The organism is Kribbella sp. NPDC051936 (genome assembly GCF_040680955.1).
In the GTDB taxonomy this organism is placed as follows: domain Bacteria; phylum Actinomycetota; class Actinomycetes; order Propionibacteriales; family Kribbellaceae; genus Kribbella.
The window spans coordinates 308,022-323,459 of sequence record NZ_JBFAXS010000009.1; the positions used below are offsets into that span (position 1 = coordinate 308,022).

Consider the following 15,438-nt stretch of genomic DNA (forward strand, 5'->3'; position numbering starts at 1 on the left):
CTAGAACTTGAGAGCTTCCCCGATCGCACGGTGGAACGTCGGGTACGCAAGGATCATCTGACGCAGCGTGCTCACCGGTACGGCGGCGTGCACCGCGACCGCGAGCGCGCTCAGCACCTCGCCGCCCGTCGGGCCCGCGCTCGTCGCGCCGACCAGCACGCCCCGGTCCGCGTCCATGACGACCTTGATGAAGCCCTCGTTGCCGGCCTTGTGGATCCAGCCGCGGGTCGAGGCCGGGATCGGCGTCGACCCGGTGCGGACGTTCAGCCCCGCGTCGCGGGCCTGCTTCTCGGTCATCCCGACCGCGCCGATCTCCGGGTCGGTGAAGGTCACCCGCGGCATCGCGTGGTAGCTCGCGGTCGGCGCGTTCTCCTCCCGCAGGATGTCGCGGACCGCGATGTCGGCCTGGTACATCGCGTTGTGGGTGAAGACGCCGACACCGGTGACGTCGCCGATCGCCCAGACCTTGTCGCCCGCGCGGACGTGCTCGTCGACCTCGATCCGGCGGGCCGCCGGATCCAGGCCGAGCTTGTCCAGCCCGAGCCCCGCGGTCGCCACCCGCCGGCCGGTTGCCACCAGCAACTTCTCGCCCGACGCCGTCCTGCCGTCCGCGAGCGTCACGGTGAACGTGCCGTCGGCGTACGCGACCTGCTGCGCGTGCGCGCCGAGCAGGAACGTCACGCCGTCGCGCTCCAGCGCCTCGCGGGCCAGCACACCCGACTCCGGCTCCTCCATCGACAGCACCTCGGGCGCGCCCTCCACGACCGTCATCCGGACGCCGAACCGGGCGAACACCTGGGTGAGCTCCATACCGATCGCGCCGCCGCCCAGGACGACCATCGAGTCCGGCAGCGTCTCGACCTCGATCGCCTCGCGGTTCGTCCAGTACGGCGTGCCGGCGAGCCCCTCGATCGGCGGGACGGACGGCACCGTTCCGGTCGCGATCACGATGCCGCGGGACGCCTCGTACTCGGTGCCGCCGGCGCTGACCGTGGTCGGGCCGGTGATCGTGGCGACGTCCTTGATCACGGTCGCGCCCTTGTTCACCAGGCGGTCGACCGCGACCTGGTCGTTCCAGGTGTCGGTCGCCTCCTCGCGGATCCGCTTCGCCACCGGCGTCCAGTCCGGCGTCACGCTCGCCGTACCGGCCATGCCGTCGACGCGCCGGGTCTCGGCGATCAGGTTCGCGGCCCGGATCATCATCTTGCTCGGGATGCAGCCGTAGTACGGACACTCACCGCCGACGAGCCGGGACTCGATGCCCACCACCCGCAGTCCTGCCTGCGCCAGCCGCCCGGCCGTCTCCTCGCCGCCGACCCCGAGCCCCACCACCACGACATCAACCTGTTCAGCCATGCGCCCCAATCTCCCAGACCGGCCTTGACCGGCCAAGTCGCCACCCGGCACGTGATCGCAGCGTAAGGACCCGTTCACGACCGGCCACCGGCGTCCCGACCGCGGCAGAACCGCGCGCCGGGCTTCTGCGGCTAATGTGCTGCCATGTTTGTGATCGCGCACCTCAGTGACCCGCATCTCGACGGCTCCGACGAGCCTCGGTCGCGACTGCGCCGGGTGACGTCGTACGTCCGGTCCTCATCGGTGGACGTCGTGCTGGTGACCGGGGATCTGGCCGATCACGGGCTGGCGGCCGAGTACGCCGAACTCGCCGGCGAGCTGGACTTCGACGTGCCGGTGCTGGTGCTGCCCGGCAACCACGACGTCAGCGCGCCGCTGCGGGACGGACTCGCCGCATTCGTGTCGTCGGCCGGCGAAGGGCATCCGGTTCATCAGGTGCGCGACATCGGTGGTGCGCGTTTCGTCCTCGTCGACAGCAGCGTGCCGGGCGCGGACCACGGTCTGCTTTCCGCGGACTCACTCGCGTGGCTGGACGGCGTACTGCGGGAACCGTTCGACGGGCCGCTCTTCGTCGCGATGCATCACCCGCCGCTCGAGCTGCATCATCCGGTCATGGACCAGTGGAAGCTCATGGAGTCCGACGCCCTCGCCGAGGTTCTCACCGGCAAGCCCGTCACCGCGATCCTCACCGGCCACGTCCACAACGCCATCGTCACCACCTTCGCCGGCCACCCCGTCCTCGGCGCCCCCGGCATCCGCTCTACCGTTCCCCTGCCTTTCGAACCCCACACCGACTCGGTCGTGGACCCTGCCGCCCACCCCGGCCTCGCCTTCCATGTCCACTCCCCCGGCGAACCTCTTCAGACCGTCTACAGGTATCCGAGGTGACCGGCGCGATGCTGCTCCGTCCGATCGCACGGGTGGAGTCGAGCTTGCGGGCTCGGGAGGATGCGCCGCGGCAGGGTGACGAGGGGGCGCCTGATGCGTGGGTGGTGTTCGACGCGTCGGTTCGTGATGCGCTGGCCGATGTGGGGGCCGGCGACGAGCTCATCCTGATCACCTGGTTCGACCGCGCCGACCGCGACGTGCAGAAGGTGCACCCGCGCGGCGACACCTCCCGTCCGTCCACCGGTGTCTTCAGCACGCGCTCGCCCGACCGGCCAAACCCGCTCGGTCTGCACCGCGTCACTGTGCTGGCCCGCGAGGAGCTCCGCCTGCAGGTGCGCAACCTCGAAGCCCTCGACGGCACCCCGATCGTCGACGTCAAACCCGTGCTCGGCGACATCACCGAACGCTAGCCGCGATCAGAGCAGGTCGACCGGCTGTACGGCGGACGTTCGGCACTGGTGGCCGGGCAGGTCTCGCCAGACGCTCAGGCTGTGAGGAAGGTGCGCGGCACGGCGAGCAGCCGCGTGACCGGCAGCCACGACGCGGAGGTCACGCGCTGGGCGAGCACGCGCCTGCGGTACGTCGACAACCTCAAGGTGATCCTGATCGCCGCGATCATCGTCGGCCACGCTGTCAGCGGCTACGGCGAGCTGGACTGGTGGGCGTACGCGGACCAGCGCGAGACGACGCTGTCCTCCATCACCCAGGCGGTCGTCCTCGCGGTCGGCGGGCCGTTCGCGATGCTGCTGATCCCGGTGCTGTTCCTGGTCGCCGGGCTGATGACACCCCCATCGCTGGCCCGCAAGCACCCCGGCCCGTACGTCCGCGACCGCCTGCTCCGCCTCGGCGTCGTCTTCGCCGTCTACGTGTTGGTGCTGCTGCCGCTCACGATGTACGTGCTCGAGTACTGGATCGGCACCGACACCGGCTCGTACTGGTCGTCGTACTTCGGCGCCGAGCAGACCCTCGACACCGGCACGCTCTGGTTCGTCGGCGACCTGCTCCTCTTCACGCTCGCCTACACCGCCTGGACCGTCGTACTGCGTCGCTTCGCCACCCGCTCCACCGTCCACGAGATCACCGCGCGGCAGCTCGCCCTGGTGTCCGTGATCGTTGCCGTGACCACCTTCCTGGTCCGCCTGGCGTTCCCGTTCAACAGCGAGAACAGGTATCTCGACCTGAATCTCTACCAGTGGCCGGCGTGCATCGCGATCTTCGCCGTCGGCATCGTGGCGTCGCGCGCCGACTGGCTCACCGCGGTCCCCGACCGGCTGCGGCGGATCAGTGGCGTCGCGACGCTTGTCGCCCTGGCGGCTTTCGGCGGCTTCGTGCTCGTCGGGGTCAGCGAGAGCGGGATCGGCGAGGAGGCGTGGGCCGGCGGCTGGGACTGGTCGGCAGTGATGTTCCCGGTGATCGAGAGTCCGCTGGTCGTCTTCGGCCCGATCTGGCTGCTCGGTCTGGCGCAGCGACGCCTCGCGCGACCGGTCCCGTGGATCCGGCCGGCGGTCATCCGGGCCTGCTTCGGAGCGTTCGTCCTGCAGCAGTTCGTATTGGTCATGCTTGCCATCGCACTGCGCCCCGTACCGCTGCCGGCTGAACTCAAGGCCCTGGCTGTTGCGACGGGAGGCGTCATTCTGTGCTTCGGGCTGGCCTGGCTACTCATCACCCGGATCCCCGGCCTGTCCCGGGTTCTCTGACGGCTGTCCGCTGTAGAGGTTGGCCATGGTGGTCGCCCGGCGGTGCAGGGCAGTGCGCACGGACTGTGGGCTCAGGGCTTCGGCGGCGGCGCCGAGCTGCCAGAAAGCCCATTCGGCGTGCCAGGAGTCCTGAAAAGTGACCTCGAGGCGCAGCCAACCGTCCGGATCGGCGTCCTCGGCTCGGACCGCAACCGCGGCGTTCAGCAGGTCCTCACGACGCGACGGGTGGACTCTGGCGACAACGGTGATGTGTCCGTCGACCAGGAACTGCGCGCGGCGGTCGCGCCAGACGCGGTCCAGATCGACCTTGCTCGGGCGCTCTGCCAGTTCGGAGAGTTCCTCGGCGGCGAGCAGCCGGGACAGGCGGTACGTGCGGTCCTCCCCGGACCGCCGAGCCAGCAGGTAGCCCTTGTCCCGCACAGTGACCAGGCCGATCGGGTCGACCGTCCGCCACTGCGGGTGCTGACCTGTCGCCGCGTAGTGGATCCGGAGCCGGTGGCCGGCCAGCACCGCGCGCCGTACCGCGAGCATCGTCGCGTCCGGCACCTCCTTCATGACCAGCGGGCGCGACAGCAGGTCGGTCTCCGGGTCGACGAGGATCCGCTGGGCCGCCTCGCTCGCGGTGGTGCGATGGCTTTCGGGCAGCGCGTCGACGACCTTGCGGGTGGCCGAGGCGAGCGCCTGGCTCAGACCGAAAACCTGCCCGGAACCGGCAGCCGTCAGCAGCGCGAGCGCCTCGTCGTGATTCAGCCCTGTGAGCTCGGTACGGAACCCGGGCAGCAACGCGAATCCGCCGTGCCGGCCGCGTTCGGCGTACACCGGGACACCCGCCGCGGACAGCGCCTCGATGTCGCGCAGCACGGTCCGCGTCGACACCTCCAGCTCGCGGGCGAGCACGTCCGCCGTCAGCCGGCCCCGCTGACGCAACAGCAGGACCAGCGAGACCAACCGGTCCGCACGCACCCCGGAAGATTACCTGACTGAGGATGTCGTGATTTACCGGAAAGCTCGCCTGCATGACGATCGAACGAACCGCCATCAACCCGGTTCCGTGGTCCCTGGAGCTGGGCTTCAACCAGGGCGAACTGGTCTCCGGTCACACCCGAACCCTGTACTGCTCCGGCCAGACCGCGACGAACGCCGACGGCAAACCCGAGCACGACGGCGACCTGCGCGCGCAACTCGCGCTCAGCCTCGACAACCTGGAGGCCGTCCTCACCGAGGCCGGCATGACGCTCGCGAACCTCGTCCGCCTGAACGTCTACACCACAGACGTCGACCAGCTGTTCCCGCACTACGGCGTTCTGGCCTCCCGCCTGGCTGCCGCCGGCGTCGCGCCCGTCACCACCATGCTCGGCGTCACCCGCCTCGCGATCCCCGGCCAGCTGGTCGAACTCGAGGCAACCGCCGTCGCCTGACACACGAAAACGGCTGCTCGCGCCGACAAGGCACGAGCAGCCGTTGACCAGCTCAGAAGTTGATCATGTGCCCTTCGAGGCCGTGGAAGGCCTCCTGGAGGGCCTCGCTCAGCGTCGGGTGGGCGTGCACGTTGCGGGCCAGTTCCTTGGTGGTCAGGTCCCACTTCTGCGCCAGGGTCAGCTCCGGCAGCAGCTCTGTGACCTCGGGGCCGATCAGGTGCGCGCCGAGCAGTTCGCCGTACTTGCTGTCGCTGATCACCTTCACGAAGCCGCCGGCGTCACCGAGGCCGTGGGCCTTGCCGTTCGCGGTGAACGGGAACTTGGCGACCTTGACCTCGTGGCCGAGCTTCCGCGCCTCTTCCTCGGTGTAGCCGAAGCTGGCGATCTGCGGCTGGCAGAACGTCGCCCGCGGGATCATCGCGTAGTCGAGCTCCATGGTCTCGTGACCCGCGATCGTCTCGGCCGCGATCACGCCCATCGCCTCGGCGGCGTGCGCGAGCATCAGCTTCGCGGTGACGTCGCCGATCGCGAAGATGTTCGGCACGTTCGTCCGGCAGAAGCCGTCGATGCCGATCGCGCCGCGCTCGGTGAGCTGGACGCCGATCTTGTCCAGGCCGTAGCCGTCGACGCGCGGCTGGAAGCCGATCGCCTGGAGGACCTTGTCGGCCTCGATGGTCTGCTGGTTGCCGTCCTTGCCGGTGACCGTGACCTTCACCTTGTCGCCGGACTCGTCGATCGAGTCGACCCGGGTCGAGGTGAGCAGGTCGATGCCGAGCTTCTTGTACGCCCGGGCGAGCTCCTTGGAGACCTCCGGGTCCTCCAGCGGCACGATCCGGTCCAGGAACTCGACGATCGTCACCTTGACGCCGTAGTTCGCCAGCACGTATGCGAACTCGACGCCGATCGCGCCGGCGCCGGCGATCACGATCGAGCCCGGCAGCTCCTCGGTGAGGATCTGCTCCTCGTAGGTCACCACGCGGTCGCTCAGCTGGGTGCCCGGCAGCAGCTTGGTGGTCGCGCCGGTCGCCACGATGCAGGAGCCGAACGTGACGGTCTCCGAGGAGCCGTCGTTCAGCGTCACGTCCAGGGTGTTGGCGTCGGTGAACGAGCCCCAGCCGTCGAACTCGGTGATGCTGTTCTTCTTCATCAGGAAGTGCACGCCTTTGACCCGGCCGTCCGCGACCTTGCGGCTGCGCTGCACCGCGGTCGGGAAGTCGAAGGTCACCTCGCCGCTGATGCCGAAGGTCTTCGCCTCCGTCCGGAAGATGTGCGACAGCTCGGCGTTCCGCAGCAGCGCCTTGGAGGGGATACAGCCCACGTTCAGGCAGACACCGCCCCAGTACTTCTTCTCGATGATGGCGGTCTTGAGCCCGAGCTGGGCGGCGCGGATCGCCGCGACGTACCCGCCGGGACCGGCGCCGAGGACAACAACGTCAAAGTGCGAGGCCATGCAGTGAACTTTAGTGGGTCGGACCAGCCGATCCGACGCCGAGTCGGCAACTGTGGCCCGCCTCATGTCGTCCGAACGGTCACTTTGTGTGCACCAGGGTTCCGTAAGGACCGTACGACGCCTACGCTGGGCACGCGCGTGGGGCGATCTCGCATGGGGGACGGATGGATCTGGGGAAGCGCCGGGGGCTGCGGCTCGCGGCACTCGGCACACTGCTGGCGGCGGTCGCCGTGCCGGCGGCCCATGCCGATCCGTCGCCGTCCGCGACCGAGCCGCCGCCGGCCTCCGTCACCGACGTCAACCGCTCCCTCGAGCAGCTCCAGGCCGAGGCCGCGGCCCTGCAGGCCGACTTCGCCAAGGCCACCATCGCCTACACGAAGGCGCTGAAGGAGGCGCAGACCGCCGAGGCCGCCGCCAAGAAGGCGGAGTCCAGCGCGACCGTGTCCAAGGGCAAGTCCGACGAGGAGCGCCGGCGCCTCGGGGTGATCACCGCGCAGGCGTACCAGCTCGGCATCCCGACCGTCATGGGCACCGAGTCGATGCTGTGGTCGCTCGCCCCGGTCGCCGAGAACCTCCAGGAGATCGCCGACCGGCAGACCGCGATCACGCAGCTGGGCAACACCCAGGTCTCGCAGTACCAGCGGGCGAGGGCCGCCGAGGTCGAGTCGGACCGGCTGAGGGCCGAGGCGACGACGAAGCGCACTGCCGCCGACCAGGCCGCCGCGAAGGCCCAGGAGCTCAGCAACCAGGTGCAGCAGAAAGCGGCCGACGCCGCGGCCGCGATGGCTGACCAGACCGCCGACCTCGACGTCGCCTCCGCGCTGTCGCAGCAGCTCCAGCAGACCCGCAACCAGCAGGCCCTCGCGCGCTGGCGCGCGTATCTCACCGAGCTCGCCGCCACGAAGGTCGCTCCCCCGGCGGCCGCCGTCCTCAAGAATCCGGCCAAGCTGCCGACCGGCCTGGGTCCGCTGACCCGCCGCGGCGCCGCCATCCCCGGTGTCGCCTCGGTGGCGGTCGGGGGCCGGACCGTGCGAGTGATGTCGGCCGAGACGATCCGCGCGGTCAACCAGGCCTTCAGCCTGGTCGGCAAGCCGTACGGCGTCGCCGCCACCGGCCCCGACAAGTACGGCTGCCTCGGCGCGGCCCGGGTCGCCTGGCAGCCGTACACGACGCTGCCGAACCTCGTCGGCAAGGTCTATCCGGACTACCAAGCTGTCCCGAACGCGCAGATCCAGCCCGGCGACATCCTCGTCATGGGCAGCAAGTCGCTCGGCCTGGTGCACATCGGCATCGCGCTCGACAACGGCGAGATGATCGCCGCCGACGAGGCCAAGGGCGCGGTGGTCGTCACGACGATCCCCGACAACTTGTACGCCGCCCTGCGCCCGACACTCGGCGCCCCGGCCAAGCCGCAGGTCGCGCCGGTGGCGACCTCCGAGGCCTACGCGTTCCGCTGCGGCAACACCGCGACCTCGTACGACGTCGGCTCAGGCTCCTGGACGTGGCCGCTGCCGGACGGCACCTACGAGATCGGCACGCCGTTCGGCCAGTCGGGGGCGATGTGGTCGACCGGGTTGCACACCGGCCAGGACTTCCCGGCCGCGATCGGTACGACGGTGCGCGCGGTGACGTCGGGCGTCGTCCGCGTCGAGCACCCGGCCTGGGCCGGCAACCTGGTGCGCATCGACCACGGCAACGGCCTCGAGACGCTGTACGCGCATCTGAGCCGCGTCGACGTGAAAGACGGTCAGCAGGTCACCGCCGGGCAGCAGATCGGTGCCGTCGGCACCGAAGGCAACTCGACCGGGCCGCACCTGCACTTCGAGGTCCGGCTCGGCGGCGACCCGGTCAACCCGATGCCGTTCCTGGCGACCGGATCCGCCAGCACCGGCTGGGGCGGCTACAGCAACGGCATGATCCCCGCCGGCAAGCTGTGCGCCCTCGGGTCCGGCGGCCACATGCTCCGCTGCGACGCCGCGGCGGCGTACGCGCGACTCGCCGCCGCCTACCGCGCTCAGTTCGGCAAGTCGCTCTGCATCACCGACTCCTACCGCTCGTACGCGTCGCAGGTCAGCCTGTACCAGCGCAAGCCGTCGCTGGCCGCGCTCCCGGGCACCTCCAACCACGGGTGGGGCGTGGCCGTCGACCTGTGCGGCGGGATCGACAAGTACAACACCACCCAGTACCAGTGGATGAAGTCGCACGCCCCGGCGTACGGCTGGCTGCACCCGGCCTGGGCCGATCAGGGCGGCAACCGCGAGGAGCCGTGGCACTGGGAGTTCGGCAACCCGGCCAGTGCCTAAGGCCCTGTCTGATAGTCCAGACAGGACCTAGCCGCCCGGTAGGCTGGGCAGGTGGCCGAGAAACAGAGTCCCGACCGCACCGATCACAACATCACCCTCGATGCTGCGGACGACCGGTGGGAGTGGCGGAGGCGGATTCGTGAGAATCCGAGGAAGTTGCTGTTCTACCGCATCGGCGTGGGGGTGCTCGGCGGGCTGCTGATCATCGCGGCGCCGCTGACGGGGTGGTTGCCGGGACCGGGTGGGATCCCGTTGTTCATCGCGGGTCTCGCCGTGCTCGCGAGCGAGTTCGAGTGGGCGCAGCGGCTGCTGTACCGGGTCAAGGACTGGGTGAAGGCGCTCACCGCCTGGACCAGCAAGCAGCCCGCCTGGCTCAAGGCACTCGGGACACTCGCGCTGTTCCTCTGCGTGCTCGTCGCGATCTGGCTCTACATGGCCGTTCTCGGCGTGCCGGGGTGGCTGCCCGACTCCTGGGAGTCACTCCTCTACCAGCTGCCCCTGCTGCCCTGAGGCCGTGTCGATCGAGTAGGCAGGCAGCTCGATCAGTTCGCTCATGTTCTGGGCCATCTTGAGCATCTGGTTGAGGAAGAACGGGATGTCCAGGATCCGGTTCCGCGCCGCGATGCCGAACCGGGTCGCCGGCGCCAGGAACGACCCCGCGCGGCTGCCGTCCTGCGTCGTCGACACAGCCTTGCGCAGCGTCGCCTCGTACCGGGCGAAGGCGGTCCGGAAGTCCCCTCGCGCCTGCGCCAACTCCCCCGCCAGCACGTAGGCGCCCACCACCGCCGTACCGGTGCCGAGCGCTCCGAACGTCGCGCCGTACCCCGCATCGCCGAGCAGCACGATCCGATCCGTCGACCAGCGCCCCACACGCACCCGGCTGATCGAGTCGAAGTACAGCTCCGTTGCCGCCGGCAACGCCTCGAGCAGCTCCGGGACGTGCCAGCCGAGCCCGCCGAACTGCTCCTGCAGGATCGCCTTCTGCTCGTCCAGGTCGCGGCGGTCGTACTGCAATTGCGGCGACTTGAACACGAACAGCGTCTGCGCGAGCGCCGGATCGCGACGGTCTGCGCCGACGCTCGCCAGCTTGCCCGGCACGTTGTACATCAGCGTGTCCCCCGAGATGCCCAGCGTGTTCGGCACCTCCCAACCGGCCACGTAGTACTCCAGGTGCCGCTCGACGACCTGGTCCGCCGGCCACGCGAGCCGCCGTACGACGGAATGCATCCCGTCGGCGCCGATCACCAGGTCGTACGTCTCCTCGACCCCGCTCTCGAACCGCACGTCCACGCCGCCGGGGTGCTCGCGCAACCAGGCGATCGAGTCGCCGAAGCGGTACGCCGCCTGCGCCCGGCTGTGCTCGTACAACACCCGCGACAGATCCGCCCGGAGCACCTCCAGCTCGCCGCCGGCGAATTCGGCCGGCAACCGCATCACCCGGCGGCCCGACTCGTCGACGAACCGCATCGCGTTCCCGCCGGTCTGCAGCGCCCGCAGGTCGTCGAGCACGCCCATTCGGTCGAGGACCGTCGTGAACACCTCACCGCGAAAGTCCACCGCATACCCGCCCTGCCGCAATGCCGGCGCGATCTCGACCACGGTCACGTCATGGCCCGCGCGCCCCAGCCAGAGCGCCACTGACGGGCCTGCCACGCTCGCACCCGATACCAGGATCTTCATTCCATCTCCTAACTGTGTCCGGTAGACACATTAAAGTGTATGGTAGACACAGTTCAAGCCGAGACGGAAGGACGCCGATGACCGAATTGCTCTGGGGCGGGCCGCCGGCTCGCAGCCGCGGCCCGAAGCCCGCGATCACGCTGGCCGAGATCGCCGCGGCCGGGATCGCGATCGCGGACGCCGAGGGCTTGGACGCGGTCTCCATGCAGCGCATCGCGGGTGAGCTGCCGGTGACGAAGATGGCGCTCTACCGGCACGTCCCCGGGAAGACGGAACTCGTCGCGGTGATGAGCGACATCGCGATGGGTCCCCCGCCCGCCCGCGCGGACCTACCGTGGCGCGAGGCCCTGCACACCTGGGCGCTCGATCTGTACGGCGGCTTCACCCGGCACCCGTGGCTGCTCCAGTCGACGATCGGCCGCCGGCTGCTCGGGCCCAACGAACTCCTCTGGATGGAACGCGGCCTGGCCGCGCTCGCCGGTACCGGCCTCACCGGCGGCGAGCAGTTCGACTCGATCCTGGTCGTCACCAGCCACGTCCGGAACATCGCCCAGCAGTCGTCGACCTTCCCGGGGCACACCACCGGCCTGACCGAGGAAGAGCTGCAGCAGTCGCTCGCCGCGATCCTGACGACCGAGGCCGGCCGATTCCCGCAGCTGACCGCCGCGATGCGGACGTCGGCGGGCAGTGAGAACCAGGGCCTCGAGTTCGGTCTGCAGCGGATCCTGGACGGGCTAGACCTTTTCGTCCGCGGCCGGGTAGCTGTGCCTGATGGCATTGAAACGTTCCCGATAGAGGGTCGCCGATAGCCCGTAGTGGGATTTGAATCGGCGAGCGAAGTAGTTCTGGTCGGGCCAGCCGACGGACTCCCCGATCCGGTTGATCGGGAGATCGGTGTGCAGCAACCGGTCGGCCGCGAGCTCGACGCGGTGCCGTGACAGGTACGCGATCGGCGGGACCCCGGTCACCGACTTGAACAGCCGGACCAGATAGCCGGGGGCCAGATGCAACTCGCCGGAGAGCTCGGCGAGCGTCCAGTGCCGCGCCGGGTCGGCCTCCATCAGCCGCATCGCGTCGAGCACCGCGGGATGCGTGTGCTCACCGCGTTCGTCGGATTCGGCCACCGTCCGGGCGACACAACTCAGGTACAGCGACAGCCAGCCGATCACCTCGCCGCGGTGCCGGCTGAGCGGCCGGTTGCGGAGCCGGCGCAGTCCGTCGAGGTGCCCGACGGCCTCGGCGAAGGTACCCGGATCGAGATGTGTGGCGAGCATCCCCCGACGCTGCGCGGAGAACGGTCCGGTCCACAACAGGTAACCCAGCAAGGGATCTTCGCGCGCCCACGCGAGCTCGCGGCGTACCAGGTCGGCCGAGAAACAGCAGTTGTAGACCTCGAGGTCGTCGCACTCGACGTACTCGTGCCAGACCCCCGGCCGCAGCAGGATCGCGTCGCCGGCCCGGAGCCGCTGGCGCCCCGCGAGGCTGTGGTGGACGCCCTCCCCGCCGGTGACGAGCAGCAGTTCGAAGAAACTGTGCGTGTGCAACGGGTGGGACTTCTCGTGCAGGTGTGTGCCCGCGTGCACGACCGTCCCTTCGACGAAGTGCAGCACGGTTCCGCGGGTCCGCACCGGCTCATCGGCCACGCCTGCCACGAGGTCACGATACGAGCCGAAGTGCAGATCGTGCTAGATCGGGTGCACATCGGGCTAGTGACCGGCGACTGCCGGTCGCAGGATCGGGGAACAAGCGAAACGTCCTCGCCGATCCATCAGCCAACGATCGAGCGTTTTGTCAGAGCACCCAATGAATCGTTTCACTCGGTTGGAGTCTCATGTCGCAACTCGCCGCACCCACCGCCCTCCGCTTCGAGCATCGGTCCGCACCCGTCCTGGGCGTCGGCACCGCGAGCCCGAGGATCTCCTGGCAGGTCCCGGCCGCGGACGCCGGCTACGCGCAGACGGCGTACGAGGTCGAGATCACCACCGGCAGCACGCAGGTCTTCACCGTCCAGTCCCCCGACCAGATCCTGGTGCCCTGGCCGGGTGACGCGCTGGAGTCCCGCCAGGCCGCGCAGGTGCGGGTCCGCGTCCGCGGTGCCGGGGACTGGAGTGACTGGAGCGAGCCCGCGACCGTCGAGGCCGGGCTGCTCACGCCGGGCGACTGGACCGCCCGGTTCGTCAGCCCGCGCGACAACCCGCACGGCTCCCCCGCGCCGCTGATCGCCGGCTCCGCCGAGCTCCCCGACGGTGTGGTGAAGGCCCGCCTGTACGCCACGTCGTACGGCATCTACATCCCCGAGCTGAACGGGCAGCGGGTCGGCACCGAGGAGCTCGCGCCCGGCTGGACGGCGTACCAGTACCGGCTCCGCTACCAGACCTACGACGTGACCGAGCTTGTCCGACCTGGTGAGAACACGCTCGAATTCCTGCTCGGCAACGCCTGGTACCGCGGCCGGATCGGCTTCCAGGACCAGAAGCAGCTGTACGGCGACCGCCTCGCGGTCCTCGCACAGCTCGAGGTGACCACCGAGGACGGCCAGGTCCATACGGTCGCGAGCGACGGCACCTGGACCTCCCGGGAGAGCAACGTCCTGGCCGACGACCTGTACGACGGCCAGTCGACCGACCTGCGCAAGCAGCCCGGCGAGCCGGCACCCGTCGACGTGCTCGACGCCGACCTCGCGCTGCTCGTCGCACCCGACGGGCCGCCGGTCCGGATCACCGACGTGCTTCCGGCGCTCGAGGTCACCACGTCGCCGTCCGGTAAGACGCTCGTCGACTTCGGCCAGAACCTCGTCGGCCGCGTCCGCCTCAAGGTCCGCGGTCAGTCCGCGGGCGACGAGATCGTCCTGCGGCACGCCGAGGTGCTGGACAACGGCGAGCTCGGCGTCCGCCCGCTGCGCACCGCGAAGGCGACCGACACCTACGTCCTGGCCGGACCGGACGAGGTCGTCCTCGACTCGCCGCTCACCTTCCACGGCTTCCGGTACGCCGAGGTCACCGGCGTGACCGACCTCCGCAAGGAGGACCTGGAAGCCGTCGTCATCGGCACCGACCTGCGGCGGACCGGCTGGTTCGAGTCGTCGAACGAGCTGCTCGACAAGTTCCACCAGAACGTGGTGTGGGGCATGCGCGGCAACTTCGTCGACGTGCCGACCGACTGCCCGCAGCGCGACGAGCGGCTCGGCTGGACCGGCGACATCCAGGTCTTCTCCCCCAGCGCCGGCTTCCTGTTCGACACCGCGGGCTTCCTGACCAACTGGCTCGCCGATCTCGCCGCCGAGCAGCAGAAGGACGGCTCGGTGCCTTTCGTCATCCCGGACGTGCTCCGCAACGAGTCACCGGCGACTGCGGCTTGGGGTGACGCGGCAACGATCGTTCCGTGGGTGGTCTACGAGCGCACCGGCGACGCCGCGCTGCTCGCCCGGCAACTACCGAGCATGCGGGCCTGGGTGGACAAGATGGCCGAACTGGCCGGCCCGGACCTGGTCTGGTCGGGCGGCTTCCAGTTCGGCGACTGGCTCGACCCGACCGCGCCGCCGGAGAACGCGTTCCTCGCCAAGGCCGACCCCGATGTCGTCGCCACCGCGCACCTGGCCCGGTCCGCCGAAGTGTTCGGCAAGGCCGCCGCGGTCGTCGGACAGACCGACCTCGCCCGCGAGTACACCGACCTGGCCGCGCGCGTCCGGCAGGCCTTCGCCACCGAGTACGCGACCGACGGCGGCCGGGTATTGAGCGACGCGGCAACGACCTACGCACTGGCCCTGCAGTGGGCGCTGCTGCCGACCGAGAACCAGCGGCAGCGCGCCGGCGAACGGCTCGCCGACCTCGTGCGGACGGCGGGCTTCCGGATCAGTACCGGATTCGTCGGGACGCCGCTGATGGCCGACGCACTGGCCGATTCCGGACATCCTGACCTGGCGTACCGCCTTCTGCTACAGACAGGCTGCCCCTCTTGGCTGTACGCAGTGACCATGGGAGCCACGACGGTCTGGGAACGCTGGGACAGCATGCTGCCCGACGGCAGCATCAACCCCGGCCAGATGACGTCGTTCAACCACTACGCCCTCGGCGCCGTCGCCGACTGGATGCACCGGCGGGTGGCAGGCCTCGCGGCCGCGGAGCCCGGCTACCGGACGATCGACGTCCGCCCACTGTTCACCGACCACCTCACGAACGCGTCCGCGAGGCACCTCACGCCGTACGGCGAGGCGTCGGTCGCGTGGACCCGTGCCGACGGGCGGGTGACGCTGCAGGTCACCGTTCCGGTCGGCTCCCGCGCCAAGGTCGACGTACCGGGTCTCGATCCTGTCGAGACCGGGCACGGTACGCACGAGTGGACCCTCGCCGATCCGTACGCCGAGGCGCCGCAACTGGCCACCGACGCGACGATCCGCGACGTCCTGGACCACGAGCCGACCTGGTCCGCGCTCGCGGCCGCCGCCGTCCAGCACGGGATCGTCGCCGACGACGCCGAACTCGCCGGCCGTCTCGAGCGGTACCTGGACCAGCCGGCCGCCGGCCTGGTCGACGCGATCAGCCCGCGCGGCTTCTCCGCGAGCGCCGAGGCCCTGAAGGCCGAGCTCGACGCCCTGCTCAACCACTAGCCCGACTCACCGACCGCCCCGCTGCCGCGAAGTACATCCC

General features: G+C 69.9%; 13 protein-coding genes. 8 read left to right on the forward strand and 5 right to left on the reverse strand.

The annotated features are described in order from the left end of the window. Positions 1-1,356 (reverse strand): NAD(P)/FAD-dependent oxidoreductase, encoded by a 1,356-nt coding sequence (locus AB0L64_RS31835; RefSeq protein WP_363716137.1) that lies wholly within the window; start codon positions 1,354-1,356, stop codon positions 1-3. Between the two features lie 144 nt (positions 1,357-1,500). On the opposite strand from AB0L64_RS31835, the gene AB0L64_RS31840 reads away from it, so the two are divergent. From AB0L64_RS31840 to AB0L64_RS31850, 3 genes are all read left to right on the forward strand, one after another. Further along, positions 1,501-2,244, forward strand: a complete 744-nt coding sequence (locus AB0L64_RS31840; protein WP_363716139.1) for a metallophosphoesterase — start codon at positions 1,501-1,503, stop codon at positions 2,242-2,244. Further along, positions 2,241-2,654, forward strand: a complete 414-nt coding sequence (gene tsaA, locus AB0L64_RS31845) for a tRNA (N6-threonylcarbamoyladenosine(37)-N6)-methyltransferase TrmO (RefSeq protein ID WP_363716141.1) — start codon at positions 2,241-2,243, stop codon at positions 2,652-2,654. The genes AB0L64_RS31840 and tsaA overlap by 4 nt, the downstream gene beginning before the upstream one ends. Positions 2,655-2,735: 81 nt before the next feature. Further along, entirely contained in the window at positions 2,736-3,941 is a 1,206-nt protein-coding gene (locus AB0L64_RS31850) for an acyltransferase (RefSeq protein WP_363716143.1), read from the forward strand. Here the strand turns inward: AB0L64_RS31850 and AB0L64_RS31855 are convergent. Then, positions 3,900-4,904, reverse strand: coding sequence for a WYL domain-containing protein (locus AB0L64_RS31855; RefSeq protein ID WP_363716145.1), 1,005 nt, complete (start codon positions 4,902-4,904; stop codon positions 3,900-3,902). The genes AB0L64_RS31850 and AB0L64_RS31855 overlap by 42 nt on opposite strands. 59 nt (positions 4,905-4,963) lie before the next feature. On the opposite strand from AB0L64_RS31855, the gene AB0L64_RS31860 reads away from it, so the two are divergent. Next, positions 4,964-5,359 carry a RidA family protein gene (locus AB0L64_RS31860; RefSeq protein ID WP_363716460.1) on the forward strand — a complete coding sequence of 132 codons (396 nt, stop codon included), beginning with the start codon at positions 4,964-4,966 and terminating at the stop codon, positions 5,357-5,359. Positions 5,360-5,411: 52 nt separating this feature from the next. Here the strand turns inward: AB0L64_RS31860 and lpdA are convergent, their stop codons facing one another. Next, the gene (gene lpdA, locus AB0L64_RS31865; RefSeq protein WP_363716147.1) at positions 5,412-6,809 is read right to left on the reverse strand and encodes a dihydrolipoyl dehydrogenase; all 1,398 of its coding nucleotides are present in this window, start codon (positions 6,807-6,809) and stop codon (positions 5,412-5,414) included. Positions 6,810-6,973: 164 nt separating this feature from the next. On the opposite strand from lpdA, the gene AB0L64_RS31870 reads away from it, so the two are divergent. Both AB0L64_RS31870 and AB0L64_RS31875 read left to right on the forward strand, forming a co-directional pair. Further along, the gene (locus tag AB0L64_RS31870) at positions 6,974-9,112 is read left to right on the forward strand and encodes a peptidoglycan DD-metalloendopeptidase family protein (RefSeq protein ID WP_363716149.1); all 2,139 of its coding nucleotides are present in this window, start codon (positions 6,974-6,976) and stop codon (positions 9,110-9,112) included. A gap of 51 nt (positions 9,113-9,163) precedes the next feature. After that, positions 9,164-9,622, forward strand: a complete 459-nt coding sequence (locus tag AB0L64_RS31875) for a PGPGW domain-containing protein (protein WP_363716151.1) — start codon at positions 9,164-9,166, stop codon at positions 9,620-9,622. On the opposite strand, the gene AB0L64_RS31880 is transcribed toward AB0L64_RS31875, so the two are convergent. Then, complete coding sequence (locus AB0L64_RS31880) at positions 9,590-10,792, reverse strand: FAD-dependent monooxygenase (RefSeq protein ID WP_363716153.1); 1,203 nt, start codon at positions 10,790-10,792, stop codon at positions 9,590-9,592. The genes AB0L64_RS31875 and AB0L64_RS31880 overlap by 33 nt on opposite strands. A gap of 77 nt (positions 10,793-10,869) precedes the next feature. On the opposite strand from AB0L64_RS31880, the gene AB0L64_RS31885 reads away from it, so the two are divergent. Then, a complete protein-coding gene (locus AB0L64_RS31885; RefSeq protein ID WP_363716155.1) occupies positions 10,870-11,601 on the forward strand; it encodes a TetR/AcrR family transcriptional regulator in 732 nt (243 codons plus the stop codon). Here the strand turns inward: AB0L64_RS31885 and AB0L64_RS31890 are convergent. Continuing rightward, positions 11,527-12,444, reverse strand: a complete 918-nt coding sequence (locus AB0L64_RS31890) for an AraC family transcriptional regulator (RefSeq protein WP_363716157.1) — start codon at positions 12,442-12,444, stop codon at positions 11,527-11,529. The two genes, AB0L64_RS31885 and AB0L64_RS31890, sit on opposite strands and share 75 nt — an antisense overlap. A gap of 179 nt (positions 12,445-12,623) precedes the next feature. Between AB0L64_RS31890 and AB0L64_RS31895 the strand changes: the two genes are divergently transcribed. Next, a complete protein-coding gene (locus tag AB0L64_RS31895; RefSeq protein ID WP_363716159.1) occupies positions 12,624-15,398 on the forward strand; it encodes a family 78 glycoside hydrolase catalytic domain in 2,775 nt (924 codons plus the stop codon). Positions 15,399-15,438 lie beyond the last annotated feature (40 nt).

Excerpts from the sequence above, each read along its gene's own strand:
- AB0L64_RS31895 (WP_363716159.1), top strand. The coding sequence starts at position 12,624 with ATGTCGCAACTCGCCGCACCCACCGCCCTCCGCTTCGAGCATCGGTCC.
- AB0L64_RS31880 (WP_363716153.1), bottom strand. The coding sequence starts at position 10,792 with ATGAAGATCCTGGTATCGGGTGCGAGCGTGGCAGGCCCGTCAGTGGCG.
- AB0L64_RS31870 (WP_363716149.1), top strand. The coding sequence starts at position 6,974 with ATGGATCTGGGGAAGCGCCGGGGGCTGCGGCTCGCGGCACTCGGCACA.
- AB0L64_RS31840 (WP_363716139.1), top strand. The coding sequence starts at position 1,501 with ATGTTTGTGATCGCGCACCTCAGTGACCCGCATCTCGACGGCTCCGAC.
- AB0L64_RS31885 (WP_363716155.1), top strand. The coding sequence starts at position 10,870 with ATGACCGAATTGCTCTGGGGCGGGCCGCCGGCTCGCAGCCGCGGCCCG.
- AB0L64_RS31835 (WP_363716137.1), bottom strand. The coding sequence starts at position 1,356 with ATGGCTGAACAGGTTGATGTCGTGGTGGTGGGGCTCGGGGTCGGCGGC.
- lpdA (WP_363716147.1), bottom strand. The coding sequence starts at position 6,809 with ATGGCCTCGCACTTTGACGTTGTTGTCCTCGGCGCCGGTCCCGGCGGG.